The sequence below is a fragment of the Achromobacter sp. EG18 genome (genome assembly GCF_059759395.1).
Genome location: NZ_CM186213.1, coordinates 5,563,100 through 5,582,155 on the forward strand (window position 1 = coordinate 5,563,100; position 19,056 = coordinate 5,582,155).

At 68.1% G+C, this 19,056-nt stretch carries 16 protein-coding genes; 8 read left to right on the top strand and 8 right to left on the bottom strand.

Going from position 1 to position 19,056, the window contains the following annotated elements:
- The first annotated feature begins 262 nt into the window (after positions 1–262).
- From mgtA to AC6CR5_RS25705, 3 genes are all read left to right on the top strand, one after another.
- Positions 263–3,064, top strand: coding sequence for a magnesium-translocating P-type ATPase (gene mgtA, locus AC6CR5_RS25695; RefSeq protein WP_110059927.1), 2,802 nt, complete (start codon positions 263–265; stop codon positions 3,062–3,064).
- A gap of 54 nt (positions 3,065–3,118) precedes the next feature.
- On the top strand, positions 3,119–4,225 hold the full coding sequence (locus AC6CR5_RS25700) for a porin (protein ID WP_054472863.1): 1,107 nt from the start codon (positions 3,119–3,121) through the stop codon (positions 4,223–4,225).
- Positions 4,226–4,312: 87 nt separating this feature from the next.
- Positions 4,313–5,200 carry a cytochrome c oxidase assembly protein gene (locus AC6CR5_RS25705; protein ID WP_006389002.1) on the top strand — a complete coding sequence of 296 codons (888 nt, stop codon included), beginning with the start codon at positions 4,313–4,315 and terminating at the stop codon, positions 5,198–5,200.
- Positions 5,201–5,228: 28 nt separating this feature from the next.
- On the opposite strand, the gene galU is transcribed toward AC6CR5_RS25705, so the two are convergent.
- Positions 5,229–6,074, bottom strand: a complete 846-nt coding sequence (gene galU, locus AC6CR5_RS25710; RefSeq protein ID WP_024067870.1) for a UTP--glucose-1-phosphate uridylyltransferase GalU — start codon at positions 6,072–6,074, stop codon at positions 5,229–5,231.
- A gap of 72 nt (positions 6,075–6,146) precedes the next feature.
- Between galU and AC6CR5_RS25715 the strand changes: the two genes are divergently transcribed.
- Entirely contained in the window at positions 6,147–7,655 is a 1,509-nt protein-coding gene (locus AC6CR5_RS25715; RefSeq protein ID WP_162838330.1) for a M48 family metalloprotease, read from the top strand.
- 43 nt (positions 7,656–7,698) lie between these two features.
- Here AC6CR5_RS25715 and AC6CR5_RS25720 read toward each other — a convergent pair whose 3' ends face one another.
- From AC6CR5_RS25720 to AC6CR5_RS25735, 4 genes are all read right to left on the bottom strand, one after another.
- Positions 7,699–8,799, bottom strand: a complete 1,101-nt coding sequence (locus tag AC6CR5_RS25720) for a YheT family hydrolase (RefSeq protein ID WP_006389005.1) — start codon at positions 8,797–8,799, stop codon at positions 7,699–7,701.
- Between the two features lie 11 nt (positions 8,800–8,810).
- Entirely contained in the window at positions 8,811–9,233 is a 423-nt protein-coding gene (locus AC6CR5_RS25725) for a YybH family protein (RefSeq protein ID WP_006389006.1), read from the bottom strand.
- Positions 9,234–9,267: 34 nt separating this feature from the next.
- Entirely contained in the window at positions 9,268–9,480 is a 213-nt protein-coding gene (locus AC6CR5_RS25730) for a zinc-finger domain-containing protein (RefSeq protein WP_006389007.1), read from the bottom strand.
- Positions 9,481–9,559: 79 nt separating this feature from the next.
- Complete coding sequence (locus tag AC6CR5_RS25735; protein ID WP_006389008.1) at positions 9,560–10,480, bottom strand: branched-chain amino acid transaminase; 921 nt, start codon at positions 10,478–10,480, stop codon at positions 9,560–9,562.
- Between the two features lie 186 nt (positions 10,481–10,666).
- Here AC6CR5_RS25735 and AC6CR5_RS25740 point away from each other — a divergent pair, with 186 nt between their 5' ends.
- Complete coding sequence (locus AC6CR5_RS25740) at positions 10,667–11,416, top strand: AzlC family ABC transporter permease (protein WP_006389009.1); 750 nt, start codon at positions 10,667–10,669, stop codon at positions 11,414–11,416.
- Complete coding sequence (locus AC6CR5_RS25745; RefSeq protein ID WP_006389010.1) at positions 11,413–11,748, top strand: AzlD domain-containing protein; 336 nt, start codon at positions 11,413–11,415, stop codon at positions 11,746–11,748. The genes AC6CR5_RS25740 and AC6CR5_RS25745 overlap by 4 nt, the downstream gene beginning before the upstream one ends.
- A gap of 6 nt (positions 11,749–11,754) precedes the next feature.
- Here AC6CR5_RS25745 and AC6CR5_RS25750 read toward each other — a convergent pair whose 3' ends face one another.
- Genes AC6CR5_RS25750 through AC6CR5_RS25760 form a run of 3 tightly spaced genes read right to left on the bottom strand, consistent with a single transcriptional unit; the run spans position 11,755 to position 16,308 of the window.
- Positions 11,755–12,921: an FAD-dependent oxidoreductase gene (locus tag AC6CR5_RS25750; RefSeq protein ID WP_448684701.1), complete on the bottom strand. Its 1,167-nt coding sequence runs from the start codon at positions 12,919–12,921 to the stop codon at positions 11,755–11,757.
- Positions 12,922–12,923: 2 nt separating this feature from the next.
- Positions 12,924–14,174, bottom strand: coding sequence for an MFS transporter (locus AC6CR5_RS25755; RefSeq protein WP_498085045.1), 1,251 nt, complete (start codon positions 14,172–14,174; stop codon positions 12,924–12,926).
- Positions 14,175–14,190: 16 nt separating this feature from the next.
- A complete protein-coding gene (locus tag AC6CR5_RS25760) occupies positions 14,191–16,308 on the bottom strand; it encodes a TonB-dependent receptor (RefSeq protein WP_498085046.1) in 2,118 nt (705 codons plus the stop codon).
- Positions 16,309–16,409: 101 nt separating this feature from the next.
- On the opposite strand from AC6CR5_RS25760, the gene AC6CR5_RS25765 reads away from it, so the two are divergent.
- Both AC6CR5_RS25765 and AC6CR5_RS25770 read left to right on the top strand, forming a co-directional pair.
- Complete coding sequence (locus AC6CR5_RS25765) at positions 16,410–17,360, top strand: helix-turn-helix transcriptional regulator (protein ID WP_498085047.1); 951 nt, start codon at positions 16,410–16,412, stop codon at positions 17,358–17,360.
- Between the two features lie 244 nt (positions 17,361–17,604).
- Positions 17,605–19,050, top strand: coding sequence for a DEAD/DEAH box helicase (locus AC6CR5_RS25770; protein WP_006389016.1), 1,446 nt, complete (start codon positions 17,605–17,607; stop codon positions 19,048–19,050).
- Positions 19,051–19,056 lie beyond the last annotated feature (6 nt).

Here is a 19,056-nt window from a genome sequence, read left to right on the forward strand (position 1 = left end):
CAGCCCCGAACCTCCGGCCAGGCCCGCTCCTCGCGCGCTACTGCCGCCGGCCCCGGTTCTCCCGCTAGTTTCCCGTTCCGCTTTCACGCACCCGGCGCGCCTCGACGCGATCCGGACACCGGCAACATCGCTCCGGTGCCTGCGCACGCCCGTACGGGGCGACCACGACCCGCCCGGGTCGCGGCCCCGTGCTGCCCGCGCGCGGCGCCTGGCGCCTGTCGTCCGTGTCTTCCATAACAACACCAATAACGGGAACACTACGATGTTCAAATTCCTCAAGACTTTTTTCTCGTCCGCGGCCGGGCTGCGGCGCTCTGGCCGGCACTTCCGGCGTTCGCCCATGCTGGAGCAGGGCGGCGGGCAGGCCGCGGCCGACACTTCCGATGCAGCGCGTCGCGCCAACCGCCGCATGCTGGATGTGGCGCAACAGGATTTCGACGCGCTGTTCGCCCTGTTCCGCAGCGGCCGCGGCGGCCTTTCCCAGGTCCAGGCCGAAGAGGCCCGCGCGCGCTACGGCGCCAATGAGGTCGACCACGAAAAGCCGCTGACCTGGTATGCCCATCTCTGGCAATCGTTCCGCAATCCCTTCAACCTGCTGCTGACCGGCCTGGCTTCGCTGTCCTGGGTCACGGACGTGTACATGGCCGAGCCCGACGACCAGTCGTGGAAGGGCGTCATCATCATCGGCTCGATGGTGGCGATTTCGACGCTGCTGCGTTTCGTGCAGGAACGCCGTTCCAACCGCGCCGCGGAAGCGCTCAAGGCGATGGTGCAGAACACCGCCACCGTGCTGCGCAGCGACCCCGCGGGCATGGCCGAGGGCGATGCCCGCCGCTTCTTCGGCGCCACGCTGCACGCCTGCGGTTCGCGCCAGATCGAGGTGCCGCTGGCGGAACTGGTGCCCGGCGATGTGGTGCTGCTTTCCGCCGGCGACATGATCCCGGCCGATTGCCGCATCCTGGGCGCCAAGGATCTGTTCGTGGCCCAGGCAGCCCTGACCGGCGAGTCGCTGCCGGTGGAAAAGTACGCAGTGCAGCGCACCGCGACGGGCAACGCCCTGGAGTTGGAGAACATGGCCTTCATGGGAACCAACGTGGTCAGCGGCTCCGGCAGCGCGCTGGTGGTGGCGACCGGCTCCGGCACCTACTTCGGCCAACTGGCCGGGCGCGTGACCCAGGCTTCGCGCGTGCCGACGCAGTTCCAGCAGGGCATCAATCGGGTGAGCTGGGTGCTGATCCGCTTCATGCTGGTGATGGCGCCGATCGTGCTGCTGATCAATGGCTTCACCAAGGGCGACTGGCTCGAGGCGCTGCTGTTCGCGCTGGCCATCGCCGTCGGCCTGACGCCGGAGATGCTGCCGATGATCGTCACCGCCACGCTGGCCAAGGGCGCGGTCAGGATGTCCCGGCGCAAGGTCGTGGTCAAGCGGCTCGACGCGATCCAGAACCTGGGCGCGATGAACGTGCTGTGCACCGACAAGACCGGCACGCTGACGCAGGACCGCATCGCGCTCGAGCGCCACACCGATGTGTACGGCGCCACCAGCGACGACGTGCTGGCCTACGCCTATCTCAACAGTTACTACCAGACCGGCCTGAAGAACCTGCTCGACGTGGCCGTGCTGCGCCACGCCGAGGTCGAACGCAAGCTGGACCTGGCCGCCCGCTACCGCAAGATCGACGAGATTCCGTTCGATTTCTCGCGCCGCCGCATGTCGGTGGTGGTCAGCGAAACCGAAAACGGGCGTGAGCACCACGAACTTATCTGCAAGGGCGCGCTGGAGGAAATGCTGTCCGTCTGCACCCGCCTGCGGGTCGGCAGCGAGGTGCATCTGCTGACCGAGGCGCGGCGTGCCGATATCCGTCGCGTGACGGCCGAGCTGAACCGCGACGGCTTGCGCGTGATCGCGGTGGGCGTGCGCGAGCTGCCACCCACCCAGCAGGCCTATGGCGTGGCGGACGAGGCCGACCTGGTGCTGGTCGGATACATCGCCTTCCTCGACCCTCCCAAGGAATCCACTGGCCCGGCCCTGGCCGCGCTGCGCGATTCCGGGATCGAGGTCAAGGTCCTGACCGGGGACGTTGAACTGGTGACCCAGAAGGTGTGCCGCGAAGTCGGGTTCGAAGTCCGCAAGGTGTACCTGGGCGCCGAGATCGAGGCCATGGACGACGCCAGGCTGGCCGCGGCGGTGCGCGAGGCCAATGTGTTCGCCCGCCTGACCCCGGCGCACAAGGAGCGCATCGTGCGCATGCTGCGCGCCCAGGGCAACACCGTCGGCTTCATGGGCGACGGCATCAACGACGCGCCGGCCCTGCGCGCCGCGGATGTGGGCATCTCGGTGGACTCGGCGGTCGATATCTCCAAGGAGGCCGCCGACATCATCCTGCTGGAAAAGAGCCTGATGGTGCTGGAGGATGGCGTGATCGAAGGCCGCAAGACCTTCTGCAACATGCTCAAGTACCTGAAGATGACCGCCAGCTCCAATTTCGGCAACGTCTTCTCGGTGCTGGTGGCCAGCGCCTTCCTGCCGTTCCTGCCGATGTTGCCGATCCACCTGCTGCTGCAGAACCTGATGTACGACATCTCGCAGACCGCGATTCCCTTCGACAATGTCGACGAGGAATTGCTCAAGAAGCCGCAGCAGTGGGATCCGGCCGGACTCGGGCGCTTCATGGTGTTCTTCGGCCCGATCAGCTCCATCTTCGACATCGCCACCTACGCGCTCATGTGGTACGTGTTCCAGGCCAACGCCCCCGAGCACCAGACCCTGTTCCAGTCCGGCTGGTTCGTCGAAGGCCTGTTGTCGCAGACGCTCATCGTGCATATGATCCGCACACGCAAGATTCCGTTCCTGCAGAGCCGCGCCGCCTGGCCGCTGATGGCGATGACGGTGATGGTGGTCGGGCTGGGGCTGTTCCTGCCGTTCTCGCCCCTGGCCGGCTACTTCCAGCTGCAGGCGTTGCCGTGGAGCTATTTCCCCTGGCTGGCCGGGATCCTGCTGAGCTACTGCGTATTGACCCAAATGCTCAAGGGTATCTGGGTGCGTCGCTACGGCTGGCAATAGTCAATTCGATATGTCCGGCGGCGGAGGGCCCGCCGCCGGGTTCAGGAGATGTGCATGAAAATCTCGACTGTTGCCACCACCCTGGTGGCGGGCGCGGCCAGCTGGCCGTTGGCCACCTGTGCGGCCGGCGGGGCGTCGGGCGTAGCGCTTTACGGCGTGGTCGACGCGGGCGTGGCCACCACCCATACCTCCGGCCAGGGCACGCACAACGGCCTGCTCAACGGCGGCCTGACCGACTCCCTGTGGGGCCTGCGCGGTTCCGACGACCTGGGCGACGGCTGGAGCAGCCGTTTCCAGCTCGAAAGCGGTTTCGATCCGTCCACCGGCAAGCGCGCCGACGACGACCGCCTGTTCAACTACGGCGCCTGGGTCGGTCTGGCCCATGATCGCTACGGCGACCTGCGCCTGGGGCGCCAGTACACGGTCGGCAAGACCTACGGCAACGCGCTGGAGCTGGCGTCATGGAAGGAAATGGGCATGGGCGCCACCTTCAAGGCCTCCGACAACTACCAGTTCAGCAACCTAGTCAACTATTACACGCCCACCTGGCAGGGCTTGCAGGCGGGCATCGGCTATTCCTTCGACGCCGACGGCCGCGACCGCTTCAAGACCGCGGCCAACAACCGCGCGCTGAGCCTGGGCCTGAAGTACGAGGACGGTCCCTTGCTGGCGGTCGCCACCTGGGACCAGTTGCGTCTGGCCGAGCCGCCGGCGGGCCAGGCGGGGCGGCCGCGGGCGGTGCAGCTTGGTGCGTCCTACGATTTCGAAGTCGTCAAGGTGTCGGTCGCCTGGTCGCGCCAGCGCAATGGCTATGTCGGGCTGGATGGTGGCGATCCGGACAGCCTGGGGCAGAACCTGGGGCCGGCGGCCTTTGCGCGCGGCGGCAGCGTCAACGCCTGGCTGCTGGGCGCCAGCGTGCCAGTGGGCCACGGCGCCGTGGTGGCGCAGTGGTCGCTGGCGCGGCCCGACTGGAAATGGGAGGACGGTTCGACGGCGCGCAATGCGCAATTGGTGACATTGGGGTATACGTATGACCTGTCGCCGCGCACCACGCTCTACGCGTTCGCCGGTTACGCGTCCAATTACACCCTGGACAACCAGTTCGACCCTGGCCATTCCCACACCTCGCGCTTCGGTACGGGCATTTCGCACCGGTTCTGAGCCGTACGGGGGCGGCCGGGTCTACTACAATCGACCCGGCTGCGTGTTCCGGCCCGAACCCGCCACGCCCCCGTCGGCATTTTCCGGATGACCCGCATGGACAGTCTCGAATGGCTCATACCCTGGGAGTTCTCTCCCACGCTGGTGGCCTCCTTCCTGGTGGCCATCGTGCTGTTCGTGCGCGGCCAGCGCGTGCATCACGTCACGGGCGCGCGCCGCGTGCTGTTCTGGACGGGCATGGTGCTGCTGTACCTGTCCATGCACACCCGGCTGGACTACTACGCCGAACGCATGTTCTTCATCCACCGCATCCAGCATCTGGTGCTGCACCACCTGGGGCCGTTGCTGGTGATGGCGGCATTTCCCGGGCAGGTCATGCGCGCCGGCCTGCCGATGGCGTGGCGCATCCGGCTGCGTGACTTCCTGCGCACCGGCGCCGGCCGCCTGACCGTGGCGGTGCTGACCAACAAGATCTTCGTGCCGACGCTGTTCGTGTTCCTGGTGCTGGTCTGGCTGATCCCGTCAGTGCAGTTCTATTCGATGCTCGACTGGCGGCTCTACCGCCTGATGAACTGGTCGGTGGTGATCAGCGGCTTCATGTACTGGAACCTGATCCTGGACCGCCGGCCCGCCCCGCCGGCCGCGATGACCCCGGGCGGCCGGGTGATTTCGCCGATCCTGACCATGTTGCCGCAGATGGTGGCGGGCGCCGTCATCGCCTTCACCGAAAGCGATATCTATCCCTTGTTCGAGCTGTGCGGCCGGGCCATCGCCATGTCGGCGCAGACCGACCAGACCATCGGCGGCCTGACCATGTGGATTCCCGCGGCGCTGGTCGAGGTGATCGGGTTGATGGTGGCCCTGGGGACGCTGATGCGTTTGTCGGCCAAGGGCCGCCTGCGCAAGGCCGATCGCGACGCTCTGGCGCGGGCGCGTCATGCGCGGCCGATTGGCCGCGCCCACGCAAGCGATTGATCGGGCGGCCCGTGCGGCCGCCTCGTCGTCATTCCGGCAGCAGGCCGTGGTACTTCCTGCCCAGCGCCACGGTGGCCTGGAACATCCCGGCCTTGTTGCCGCAGTCGTAGCGCGTGCCGTCGTAGCGGTGCGCATAGACAGCGCGTTCGCGCATCATCGAGGCGATGCCGTCGGTCAGCTGGATCTCATTGCCGGCGCCCATCTTGGTCGAACGCAGGTGATCGAAGATGGCGGCTTCCAGCACGTAGCGTCCCACCACCGCAAGGGTCGAGGGGGCGGCGTCGGGATCGGGCTTTTCAACGATGTGGGTGACGCGTTCGGTGCGGCCATCGCCTTCGCCATCACGGGTGGCGACGATGCCGTACTTGCGCGTGTCTTCGCGCGGCACGTCCTGTACCCCCAGCACGCTGGCGTTCTGGGCCATGGCGATATCGACCAGCTGCTTCATGGCCGGCGTGTCGGCGTCGATCAGGTCATCGGCCAGCAGCACGGCGAACGGCTCGTCGCCTACGGCCGGCGCGGCCGACAGCACGGCATGGCCCAGTCCCAGCGGCGCCGATTGACGGATATAGAGGCAATTGACGTGGGCGGGTAGAATGCCCCGCACCATGGCGAGAAGCTCGTGCTTGCCCTTGCTTTCGAGGTCGGATTCGAGTTCGGGCGCGGAGTCGAAATGGTCTTCGATGGCCCGCTTGTTGCGACCAGTAACGAAAATCAGGTCGGTGATGCCGGCGGCCACGGCTTCTTCGACGGCGTACTGGATCAACGGCTTGTCGACGACGGGCAGCATTTCCTTGGGCATCGCCTTGGTGGCGGGCAGGAAGCGCGTGCCCATGCCGGCGACGGGGAAAACGGCTTTACGGACGGGACGCATTGAAACCTCGTTGGGGGTATCGATGAAACATTTTAAGCGCATCGCTATCATAGGCTCATGAACCGCAGGAAAATGCCATCCATTTGCTCGATTGCGCAGCGGGGCGCGATCTTCGGAATCTGTGCCGCGCTGGCCGTCCCGGCCCTGCCGGCGACGGCCTGGGCCCAGCCGGTGGGGTTGCCCTCGATGGGCGCCGCATCCTCCGCGGATCTCTCGCCCGCGCTGGAGCGCAGCCTCGGCGAAGCCATCATGTCGCAGGGGCGCCGCGATCCGACCTATGTCGACGATCCCGAACTCAGCCAGTACCTGACCACCATGGGGCGCAAGCTGGCGGCGTTCTCGCCCGGGGCGGTGCCCGACGTCGAGATGTTCGGCGTGCGCGATCCCGAGATCAACGCCTTCGCCATGCCGGGCGGCTTCATCGGCGTGAACACCGGGCTGATCGTCTCCTCGGGCAGCGAATCGGAACTGGCGGCGGTGCTGGCGCACGAAATCGGCCACGTGGTGCAGCGCCATATCGCGCGCGGCATGACGCAGCAGAGCCAGAACAGCATGGTCATGCTGGCGAGCCTGGCGGGCGCGCTGCTGGCGGCCCTGGCCGGCGGCGGCGGCAACCTGGCGATGGGCGTGGCCGCGTTCGGCCAGGCCGCCGCCATCAACCGCCAGCTTGGCTTCTCGCGCGACGCCGAACGCGAGGCCGACAGGGCCGGTTTCACCATGCTGACCAAGGCCGGCTATGATGCCCAGGGCATGGCGCAGATGTTCTCGCGCCTGATGAACGCCTCGCGCCTGAACGAAGGGGCGGGCGGCGGTTCCTGGGCCAGCACCCACCCGCTGTCGATCGAGCGGATGTCCGACGTGCAGAACCGCGTGCGATCGCTGCCCGTGTCGCGCCATGTCGACAGCGACGACTTCTGGTACATCCGCGCCAAGATGCGCGTGGTGCAGGGCCGCGACGCGGTCAGCCTGCGCACGGCCGGCCAGCAGCTGCAAGACGAGGCCCAGGCCCTGTCCGGCGTGCGCCGCTCGGCGGCCTACTACGGACTGGCCTTGCAGGCCTTCCAGCGCAACAGCCTGGACGAGGCCGAGCGCCAGCTCGCGCAGGCCCAGGCCGATGGCCGCGATTCGCCGCAGATGGCCAGGCTTGCCGTCGACATCGCGCTGGCCCGCAAGGACAACCGGCGGGCGCAGGACCTGGCCCAGGCCGCCACCCGCCGCTGGCCCGAGCAGCGGGCCCTGGGCATCGCCTACGCCACGGCCCTGCAGGCCAACGGCCGCCACGCCGAAGCGCAGGACTACCTGCGCGCCAAGATCAAGCAATGGGGCTCGGATGAGCCCAGCCTCTACCAGATGCTGGCGCAGAGCGAGGAACGCACCGGCAAGCCGGTGCAGGCGCGGCGCGACCTGGCGCGCTACTACGTGATGACAGGCGCCTTCGCCGCGGCGGAATCGCAACTGCAGCAGGCACGCGGCATGTCCAGCGACTTCTACGAGCAATCGCAGATCGACGTGCAGATCAAGGAAGTCAAGGACAAGCTGGCCGAAGAGCGTCAGCTGCTGGAGCGCTTCAAGTCAGGCTGACGCCCGGCGGATGCGCCGTGGGGAGCCGCCCGACGGCGGCCGTTTACAGCCCGGTTTCGAAAAAGCGGCCCAGGCGCTGCGGCAGCCAGCCCAGGTGGGCGGGAAAGGCGCCCGTCGGAAAGCCCGCGTGGCCGCCATCGGTGGGCTGGTGCAGCAGGATGCTGGACGAGCATTCGTCGGGCTTGGGCAGCGCGCTGGCGGGAATGAAGGGATCGTTCAGCGCGTTCAGCACCAGCGTCGGCACCGAGATGCGCGGCAACCAGGGCTTGCTGGAGGCGCGCGTCCAGTAATCGAGGGCATTGCGAAAGCCGTGCATGGGCGCGGTGTAGGCATCGTCGAAGTCGCGCAGGTCGCGCGCGTGGGCGATGCGCATCACGTCGATGGCCCCGGGGTAGCGATGAGCTTTCTCCAGCACCTTGTGCTTGAGGGTCTTGAGGAAGTGGTTGGTGTAGACCTTGCGGTTGAAGAATCCGGTCGACAGGGTCTTGCCGCAGGCCACCAGGTCCAGCGGCACCGAGACGCCCGCGCAGGCGGTCAGCCAGCCGGTGTCCTCCTGGTGCTCGCCCAGGTATTTCAGCAGCGCATTGCCGCCCAGCGACACGCCCACGGCGTGCCAGCGCGCGTGCGGGATGCGGTTGCGCACCGTGTTCAGCAGGAAGCCGACTTCGGCCGAATCGCCCGAATAATAGGCCCGCGCCAGGCGGTTTGGCACGCCCGAGCAGCCGCGGAAGTGCGCGATGACCACGATCCAGCCGCGCGCCCGGAAGTGGTGCGCGATGGATTGCGCATAGCGGCTGTTGCTGCCGCCCTCCAGGCCGTGGAACAGCAGCAGCGCCGGTGTGTCGGCCGTCTGCGGCAAGGATTTCCAGTCGGCCTCGGTCATCCAGCGCGCGGCCGCGGTCTTGCCGTTGGCCACGGGTTGCTGCCCGCTGACGGGCGCGCCGTCGGCGGCCTTGTGCGGAAACAGCCCCGGCCCGGTCCAGTCGAAGTCGACGAAGTCGGTGTCGGGCGTCTCGACCCGGTCGCGCACGAAAGCGATGCGGTGGTATTGCGCGAACAGCGCGGCGTAGACCGTCTGGGCATCGCCTCCGGGGAGCCAGGAGGGAACGGGGCAGGGCGTGGTATCGAAACGAGCAGCAGCCAAAATCGACCCGATCAGTGCAGCATGTCGGGCACGTCGTGCAAGTCGAGCACCCCGGCTTCGGTGGGCGCCGAGGAGGCGTGGTGCATGACCATGCGCCAGCCCGTGGGGCCCTTGTGATAGATGTTGGTGGCGTAGCAGTTGGCGAACTGCGTGCCTTCCCGCGTGCGCACCGCCACCTGTTCGACCAGCACGTGCACCGCGCACATCATGCTCAGCATGACCAGCGGGCGCAGCGGCCGGATGTGCAACGGGCCGTTCGCCAGCACGTGTTGCCAGGATTCGTGCACGGCCGAGTGGCCGACGATGCGCAGGCCTCCCGGATGGATGCAGACGACTTCCTCGTCGTCCGCCCACACTTGCATCAGGCGGACGGCGTCCCCCTGCTCAAGGGCTTCGTAGAACGCGTGTTCTGCTTCTTCGGGCGTGGCGAACATGATGGCGGGACGGATGGCTGTTGAGCGGCGATTCTCAGTGGTGGCCGTGCAGCACGGTGCCGGGCTTGAGCTTGTACTCGGCGCCGCAATAGGCGCAGCGCGCCGAGCCGGTGTGGGCGACGTCCAGGAAGACGCGCGGGTGCATGCTCCACAGCGGGGCCTTGGGACCCGGACAGAACACAGGCAGGTCTTCGGCGCCGACTTCGATGACTTCGTGGGGGGCGGCGGCCGGGGCAGCGGCGGTCATGGAATTTCCTGAATAAAAAATACCGGTAGGACGGTAGGTTGGGGCAGTAATGCCGTCCCGCCAGGCAGGACGGCGCGAATCAGACTTTGCTCAGCCAGTGATGGTACTTCGGGTTGCGGCCATTCACCATGTCAAAAAAGGCTTTCTGCAGCTTCTCGGTGATGGGGCCGCGCCGGCCCGAGCCGATCTGGCGGTTGTCGACCTCGCGGATCGGCGTCACTTCGGCGGCGGTGCCCGTGAAGAAGGCTTCATCGGCAATGTAGACGTCGTCGCGCGTCAGGCGCTTGGTCACCACGCGCAGGCCGAAATCGGCGGCCAGCGCATGGATGGTGGAACGGGTGATGCCGGTCAGGGCCGAGGCGATCTCGGGTTCGCACAGCACGCCGTCCTTGACCAGGAACAGGTTCTCGCCGGAGCCCTCGGCCACGAAGCCTTCGGTGTCCAGCAACAGGGCCTCGTCGTAGCCGTCCTGCAGCGCCTCGGTGTTGGCCAGGATCGAGTTGGCGTAGGTGGTGGCGACCTTGGCGCGCGGCATCGTCACGTTGACGTGCTGGCGCGCGAACGACGAGACCTTGACCCGGATGCCCTGCGACAGGGCTTCCTCGCCCAGATAGGCGCCCCAGGGCCAGGCGGCGATCGCCACGTGCACCTTGGCGCCCTTGGGCGACACGCCCATCTTTTCAGGACCGTAGAACACCAGCGGCCGCAGGTAGCAGGATTCCAGCTGGTTCTCGCGCACCACCGTCCGCTGCGCCTCGTTGATCGTGTCGCGATCGAACGGCATGGGGATCTGGTAGATGTGCGCCGAGTTGAACAGGCGGTTGGTGTGGTCTTCGAGACGGAAAATCGCCGTGCCGATCTCGGAACGGTAGGCGCGCACGCCCTCGAATACCGACAGGCCATAGTGCAGGGAGTGGGTCAGGACGTGCGTGGTCGCGTCGCGCCAGGGCACGAGCTTGCCGTCATACCAGATGAAGCCATCGCGGTCAGCCATCGACATGGCCTGTCTCCCTCTCTAAACCCGAGGGCCGTATTGTATCAAGCGGCGAGGTTACAATAGCGGCCTATTCGCGCACCGGCGCGGTGCCTTGCGGCGCCCGCGGCCCCGGCGGGCGAGCAGGTTGTCGTGAGTTTCCTTCCCACAGAGTTTCCATGTCGTCCTGTCCGATTCCCCAGGGGCTTGCCGTTGTCCTCTGAGTCCGCGTTTCCCGAAACCGAAGACCCACGGGCGGTCCGCCAGGAGCGTGTCGCCGCTTTCCGTGCCGGCGTGCATGCCATCGTGCCCGCGCTCATCGCCACCGCCACCTGGGGGCTGGTGACCGGCGTGGCCATGGTCAAGTCCGGCCTTACCGAATCCATGGCCCTGGCCATGACGCTGCTGCTGTACGCCGGTTCGGCCCAGCTCACTTCGCTGCCCCTGATCGCCACTGGCGCGCCCCTGTGGCTGATCTTCGCCGCCGGCTGCGTGGTCAACCTGCGCTTCCTGATCTTCGGCGCGGCATTGCAACCCTATTTCCGCCACCTGTCGTGGCCCAAGCGGCTGGGGCTGGGCTATTTCACCACCGACATGGGCTTCGTGCTGTTCATGCCGCGTTTCGGCGATGCGGCCGAGCGCGGCACCCGTGAACAGCTCTGGTATTTCATCGGCACCATCGCCCCGGGCTGGTTCGTGTGGCAGACCTCGTCGATCGTCGGGATCTACCTGGGCACCATGGTGCCGGCCGCGTGGTCGCTGGATTTCGCGGCGGTGTTGGCGTTGCTGGCCATCACCGTGCCGCTGGCCAATTCCAAGCCCATGCTGGTGTCGATGCTGGCCGCGGGCGTGGTCGCCTGGACCGGCCAGGTGCTGCCGCTGCGCCTGGGCCTGGCGGCCGCGGTCATTGCCGGCGTGGTGGCGGGCATGTGGGCCGAACGCTTCTTCAAGGCGCGCGCATGACTCTCTGGCCTTCGGAAATCTACGTCTATTCTGCGATTTTGCTGCTGGCGCTGTGCAGCGTGCTGACGCGCGCCGGCTTCATGCTGTTCGGCGACTACATCCCGCTGCCCGATGGCGTGCGCCGGGCCCTGCGCTACGCGCCGGCCGCCGCGCTCACCGCCATCGTGGTGCCCGACCTGCTGCCCTGGAAGGCCGGGCTGGGCCCCATCTTCGACTACAAGCTGGTGGCAGGCATCATCGCCATCCTGGTGTTCCTGCGCACCCGCAGCGCCGTGCTGGTCATCGTGGTCGGCATGCTGGTGCTGTGGGGGCTGCGCTGGCTGGCGGGCTGAGGCCGCTCAGCCAAGCGCGGCGGCAGCCTCCATTTCGGATTTCAGCCCGCTGAGGAAGTAGCGCTTCAGGATCAACCTGGGCAGTAACCGCAGGGCCGTGTTGCGCAGGCCGAAGGCGAATGCCGAGGCGGGCACGTAGACGGGCGCAAGCCTGCGGCTGCGCTGCTGCAGGCTGTCGATTACCGGCCGCAGCCGCCGCTCATGAGCGGCCAGGGCCTCCGGCAGGGGCGCGCACGCCAGTTCCTGGGCCAGCACGTAGGCGCTGGCCAGCGCCATCCCCGCTCCCTGGCCAGAAATCAGGGACAGGCTATGTGCGGCGTCGCCGGCCAGCAGGATGCGGCCCTGGTGCCAGCGCGGCATCTCGACCAGCGCCAGGTCATCCATGACGATCGGCGCGTCGGCGGGCAGTGTGTCCAGCTGCCGTCCCACTTCCGCGTGAGTCGTGCGCGCCAGTTCCCGCAGCAGGCCCAGCCGCCGCGGCGCCTCGACCCATCCGGCCTCATGGCTGCGCCAGACGTGCAGGGCCGCTTTGCGGCCGCCGCCCAGCCCATGGTATTCGACCTGGTGGCCCGGCGTGGCATAGGACACGAAGTCGCTCGCCATGCCGGTGTCGTCGTCGACGTCATAGGCGGCATATCGGTAGCCCAGCGGCGATGGCACCGCCGTGCTGGCGCCGAAGACCCGGGCGCGCAACGCCGAGCGCACGCCATCGGCGCCGATCAGCAGATCCGCGCGTAATTGGGACCCATCCGACAGCGTCACGTCCACGCCGTGGGCATCCTGGCTACAGTCCGCCACGGTGGTGGCCAGCCGGATTTCGGCGCGGTCTCGCACCGCGGCGTGCAGTACCTGGACGAGATCGGTGCGCCGCAGGGTGACCCAGTCCAGTTCCCGCAGCAGCTCGCGATAGCGGACCCGCATGACTTCGCGGCCCCGGCGATCGCGGTAGACGTTCTCGCCGATTTCGCGCTCCACGGCGCGCAGGGCGGGCACCAGCTCCATGCGGCGGGCGGTCAGCAGGCCAGGGCCGGACAGGCCCATCATGTAGCCGCCGTCACGCAGGTGCGGGGCGCGTTCGGCGATCATGGCGCGCCAGCCCTGCCGGGCCAGCCACCAGGCGCAGGCCAGTCCGGCGACGCCGGCGCCCGCGATGACCACGGTGCGTTCAGACATGTTCATTCTCCAGAAGATGAAAGCGGCGCGGCGCGCCGCATCAGGACGGAAAGGACAGGCAGGCCGGCCGCGCCCAGTGCGGCGGCGATGCCGAAGCAGGCGCCGTAGCCCAGGTGCTGCGCCAGCCAACCGGCGGCCACGCCGCCAACCATGGCGACCAGCGCATCGGCGCACTGGAACAGCGTGAAATCGACGCCGGCCTGGGCCGGCGACGCCAGGCCCATGAGAAAGGCGTACAGCGTGACGAAACCCGTGGCGGCGGTGGCTGCCTTGAACAGCGTCAGCGCCACCAGCCAGCCGGGGCTGGCGGCCGGCAGCCCCAGGCCGGGCGCGGCGACGCCGGCCACGAACAGGATCAGCGCGGCCGCCTGCAGGGCCATGGCCGCGACCACCGCGCGCGGCGCGCGCCAGCGTTGCAGCGCCAGCGCCCCCAGCAATGTGCCCGCCAGGCCCGCGACGACCGCGCCGGCGCCGTTGATCCAGCCCACCGAGGCCAGCGGCACGCCGCGGTCCAGCAACAGTGGCGAGGTCATGCCGGCGCCGAGCCGCGAACCGATCTGGAACACCACGGTGATGAGCAGGCCCAGCCGCACGCCGGACCGACCCAGCGCATGCGGCAGGCTGGGCCGATGCGGTGGCGTGTCGGTCGCGCGGGCCGGTTCGGGCAAGCCGGCGAACGGCAGGGTCAACAACAGGACCAGCAGGCCCATGGCGGCGGCCGCCACGCGCCAGCCATGGCTGCCCGCCAGCACCACGAACAGGCCGGCCCCGAGGAACATGCCCACGTAGTTGGAGCCGACCTGGGTGGCATTGCCCCAGCCGCGCCGGCGCGCCGCCAATTGCTCGACCGCGAAGGCGTCGCCGGCAATATCGACGGTGGCCGCGGTAAGCGAGATCAGGCCGAGCACGGCCAGCAGCGCGGGCAGCGTCGGTTGCCCCAGGACCGCCAGCAGGAACAGCAGGGCGGCCAGCAGCCACTGGCCAGGCAGCACGATGCGGCGGGTGCGGCGCCCCGCCTGCCCGTGGGGCAGCCGATAGCGCTCGATCCATGGCGCCCACAGGAATTTCAGGGACCAGGGCAGGAAGGCCAGGTAGGCCAGGCCAACCTGGTCCAGCGGCGTGCCGCTGTCGCGCAGCAGCGTCGGCACGCCCTGGAAGGCAATGCCGCTGACCAGGCTCTGGACCATGCAGATGCCGCCAATGGCGGCGATGACCCGCGCGGTGGGCAGGCGCGCCAGGGAGGCGTTCGGCATCGCGTTGGGTCCCGGGTCAGTATTCGAAGGCGACGTTCAGGCCCACCGTGCGGCCGGGATCGACCTGCGCGTAGCTGCCGCGCGCGCCACCGCCGAAGGCGTAGGTGCGGTAGCGCCGGTCGGTCAGGTTGTTGACGTACAGCGTGGCCTCGACCTGTGGCCGAATGCGCCACGCCAGGCTGAGATCGACCAGTGTGTAGGCGTCCTGGCGCAGGCTGTTGCCGATGTCGAAGAACTGCGCGCCGACCCGGCGCACGACCAGGGTCGGCGAGAGCCGCCCGACACCCGGGTCGAAATGGCCGCGCGCGCTGGCGTTCAGGCCATAGCCCGGCGAAAACGGCACGCGGTTGCCATCGCAGCCGGGGCAGACGGCGTTGCTGTTGAAGCTGCGGAACGTGGTGTGGTTGAGAAAGCCATCCAGCCCCAGCGTCCATTGCGAGGTCACGTCCCAGCTCAGGTCGAATTCGACCCCGGTGGAGCGCGTGTTGCCGACGTTCTCGATGTGCTGATAGCCGATCTGGTCGCTGACATAGAGCTGCGCGTCGCGGATGTCGGTGCGGTAAAGGGCGGCGCCTGCGCGCAACGCATCGCCGTCAAAGCGCGCGCCGGCTTCGTAGCTCACGCCACGTTCCTTGCCGAAGGGGCGCGCATCGGCGGGGTTGGACGGGGCCAGGTTGTAGCCGCCGGGCTTGTAAGCTTGCGCCGCGTTGACGTATGCGCGCCATTCGGGCGACAGGCGGTAGCCGGCGGACAGCTTGCCGAGCACCGTGTTGCCGGAGGCCGTGCCCGCGCCGCCGAAGGGGTCCTGACCGTAGGTCATGCCATTGAGCGTCGAGCCGTCGTAGCGGGTGGACGCCTTGTCGCGGGAATAGCGCAGGCCGGCCGACAGGTCGAGCGCGCGGGTGGCATGCCAGGTGGCGTCGCCGTAGAAGGCGGTTGACTCGCTGGTGTTGCGGGAACCGGCCGAGAACGCGTCGAGCTGCATCCCGGGCATCTGCATCTGGCTGAGCGCGGAACGCGACTGCGTGACCCGCTGGCGGTACAGGCCCAGGACGCCGTCGACCGCACGCGTGCCGGTGGTGGACAGGCGCAGCTCCTGCACCTGCTGGCGCCAGCGCTCGGGTTGGCTGGTATAGGTCGAGCCGAGCGAGAAGTGGCGGTCGTAGTGCAGGCGTTGCCAGGCGGCGACCGCATCGAGCCGCCAGCCATCGAAATCGTAGCGGCCCGTCAGTGCCTGGCTTGCGCTGCAGCGCTTCTGGTAGGGATCGGCCAGCGTTGCGGGCATGTCCGGAGAAATCGCCGCTTGTCCGCTGCCAGGGGCATCGAAGGGCACGTAGACATCCTGGCTGCCGCGGGTGCATTCGCCGCTGACGGCCAACCCCATTTCCCAGGGGCTGCCGGCTGGCGCCAGCCGCAGGCGCGCCGTTCCCGCGTTGGCCGAGGTGCCGCCGATATGGCTGGCGCCGGTGACCGGGCTGTCGAGCCGGCCGGGGGCGTCGTTGACCACGGCGGCCACCGAGCCATACAGCAGGTTGTCGACCAGCGGCCCGCCGCCGCTGGCCTTGAACAGGTAGCCATCGCGGCTGGCGACACCCGCGGTCGCGCGGAAATACGGCGTGTCGTCCGGCTGTCGCGACACGATATTGAGCACGCCGCCCATGGCGCTTTTGCCGTACAGCGTGCCCTGCGGGCCTTTGAGCATTTCCACGCGATCGACATCGGTCAGCAATTGGGAGGCGAACGTGGGCAATTGCGGCACGCCGTCCACATAAACCGTAAGCGCGGGGTTGTAGAAATCCTGCGCCGAGGTGATGCCGCGCACGGAAATGACGGGGAACAGGAACGATCCGCTGCCCGACATCTGCACGCCCGGCAGCACGCGCGACAACTGCAGGGTGTTGTCCACCTGCGCGGCGTGCAGGGTTTCGGCCGGCACCACGATGGCGGCGCCGTTGATATCCCGCAGCGCTTGTTCCTGTTTGCTGGCGGTGACGGTGATGGGAGCGAGCTCGCTGACGGATTGGGACTGCGCGACGGCGGGAAGTGTCAGTGCGCAGAGCGCGGCCGTCAGCGCGGTGTGGCGGAAAGGGAGCGAAAGTGTCATGTCGTCGAAGCGGGTTTTCAGTAGAATCATTAATGAGAATTATTGTTATTTGTTCGGGCGCGGACTAACGCTTTCGGTGCCGCCACTATTCAATTCGGGGTCTAAATTTGGATTTCGCCACTGGCACGCGCGTGCAAACCGCCCACGGACCCGGGCACCATTGCGGCCATCCGCTCCTGCCGGCCGCGGTCATCCCGGCCGCCTGGGAGGCGCTGTCCCGCCTGGAAGCGTTCGACGAAGACCTGACCATGTCGGTCTGGAGCGGGGCGCCGGGCGTTGACCTGGATGTCGCCGCCGAAGGGCCGCCCATGTTCTGCATCGCGGTCTTCCTTGAGGGCCAGGCCTGCATGTCGATCGACGGCGGGGTGCCGCTGCGCGCCGGTCCCGGCATGGCGGTGGTGCAGACGGGCGAACGCGGGGCGCGCGGCCGTTTCCAGATGTCGGGCGGGCAGCTCGTCCGTCTGGTGGACATTCGTTATTCGCCCGCCGGGCTGCTGCGTGCCGGGGGCAGGCCGCTCGCGGCCTTGCGTGGCGCGTTCGTGCTGGATCACAGCGTGCCGACGGCCGGCTCGCTGATGGCGGGATTCCCGGCCCCGCCGGGCCTGTTACGGCTGGCCGCCGACGTGCTGGACTGCCGCCACGAAGACGCCACCGCGCGTCGCCTCTACATGCGCGCCAAGGCGCTCGAAGCCCTGGCCATCGTGCTGGAAACCCTGAGCGGCGCGGCCGGCGAACCGCCGGTGGCGGCCCGCGAACGGCGCCAGTTGGCCCAGGCCCGGCGTCTGATCGAAGTCCGCTATGGCGAGGAATGGACGGTGCCGCGGCTGGCGCGCGAGGTCGGCCTGAGCGAGAAAAAGCTCAAAGCGGGCTTTCGCCAGGTGGCCGGCCGCTCGGTCCACGCCTACCTGAAGTCGGTCCGGCTGGAGGCCGCGGCGTCCATGCTGGAGGCCGGATACCGGGTCACCGACGCCGCGTTGGCCACCGGATTCGCCAACCTGAGCCATTTCAGCAAGAGCTTTCGCCAGGCCAAAGGAGTCGCCCCCCGGCACTGGCTTGACCGCCCCGGCGCCCGGCTGCGCTAAAATCAAGTTATCCACAGCAATCCGGGCCTGGTACTGCCCTCATAAGTATCGAAACCAGAATGCGCCACCTGGCCTGCAAGGCAGGGTGCTGATTGCCTGCGATGCGCTTGCGCCTCGCGGTGGTTCGCACGTGGCCGCGCGAGCGTGGCGCGCGTTCTGGTTGTCCTGATGCATATGCAGTGCAGTGCTCGCAGCACTCTCGTTTTGTTCTTTTTTTACTGGTCCCGGTATCTGCCAAACCCTGATGACTGAATCCACTCAATCCGCAGCACCCGCCGCCGCGCCCGCGCCGACGCCCACGTTTTCCGATTTCGGGCTGCATCCCCTGCTGTTGCAATCGATCGCCGAAACCGGCTACACCACGCCCACCCCGATCCAGGCGCAAGCCATTCCCGTCGTGGTCGAAGGGCGTGATGTCATGGGCGCGGCCCAGACCGGCACCGGCAAGACCGCGGCGTTCACGCTGCCGATCCTGCACCGCCTGATGCCGCTGGCCAATACCAGCGCCTCGCCCGCGCGCCATCCGGTGCGCGCGCTGATCCTGACGCCGACGCGCGAGCTGGCCGACCAGGTCTACGAAAGCGTCAAGCGCTACAGCAAGCAGACGCCGCTGCGTTCCGCCGTGGTGTTCGGCGGCGTCGACATCGGGCCGCAGAAGGAAGCGCTGCGCCGTGGTTGCGAAGTGCTGGTGGCCACGCCCGGCCGCCTGCTCGACCACGTCGAGCAGAAGAACGTCAACCTGAGCCAGGTCGGCATCCTGGTGCTGGACGAAGCCGACCGCATGCTGGACATGGGCTTCCTGCCCGATCTCGAACGCATCATCCGGCTGCTGCCCGCGCAGCGCCAGGGCCTGCTGTTCTCGGCCACCTTCAGCAACGAGATCCGCAAGCTGGGCCGTTCCTACCTGAATCACCCGGTGGAAATCGAAGTCGCGGCGCGCAATGCCACGGCCAACACCATCACGCAGATCGCCTACAAGATGAGCGGCGACCAGAAGCGCGCCGCGGTGGTGCACCTGGTGAAGTCGCGTGGCCTCAAGCAGGTCATCGTGTTCTCGAACACCAAGATCGGCACGGCGCGCCTGGCGCGCGAACTCGAGCGCGACGGCGTCAAGGCCGAATCGATCCACGGCGACAAGACCCAGGCCGACCGCATGAAGGCGCTCGAGGCCTTCAAGGCCGGCGAACTCGAAGTGCTGGTGGCCACCGACGTGGCCGCGCGCGGCCTCGACGTCGCCGGCGTGCCTTGCGTCATCAACTACGACCTGCCGTACAACGCCGAAGACTACGTGCACCGCATCGGCCGTACTGGCCGCGCCGGCGCCACGGGCGAAGCCATCGCCCTGTTCACCGCCGACGAAGAACGCTTCCTGCTCGACATCGAGAAGTTGATCAAGCGCGAAGTGCCGCGCGGCACGCTCGACGTGCCGGCCGAACTGGTCGCGCGCAGCCATGGCCGCCGCGAGGAACGCGGTTCGTCGTCGCGCGAAGGCGGCCGTGAACGCGGCCGCTCGTCCGAACGCCGCTCGGGCGGCGGCGCTTCGCGCCAGCCGGTGGACGACTTCTTCCTCAAGCCCTACGAGCCGTCGGCCCCGTCGGCGCCGGCCGAGGAACAGGCGCCGCGCCAGAATGGCAATTCGTCCGCGCCCAAGCGCCAGCTTGCCGTGTTGCTGGGTGGCAGCCGCAAGTAGGGCGAC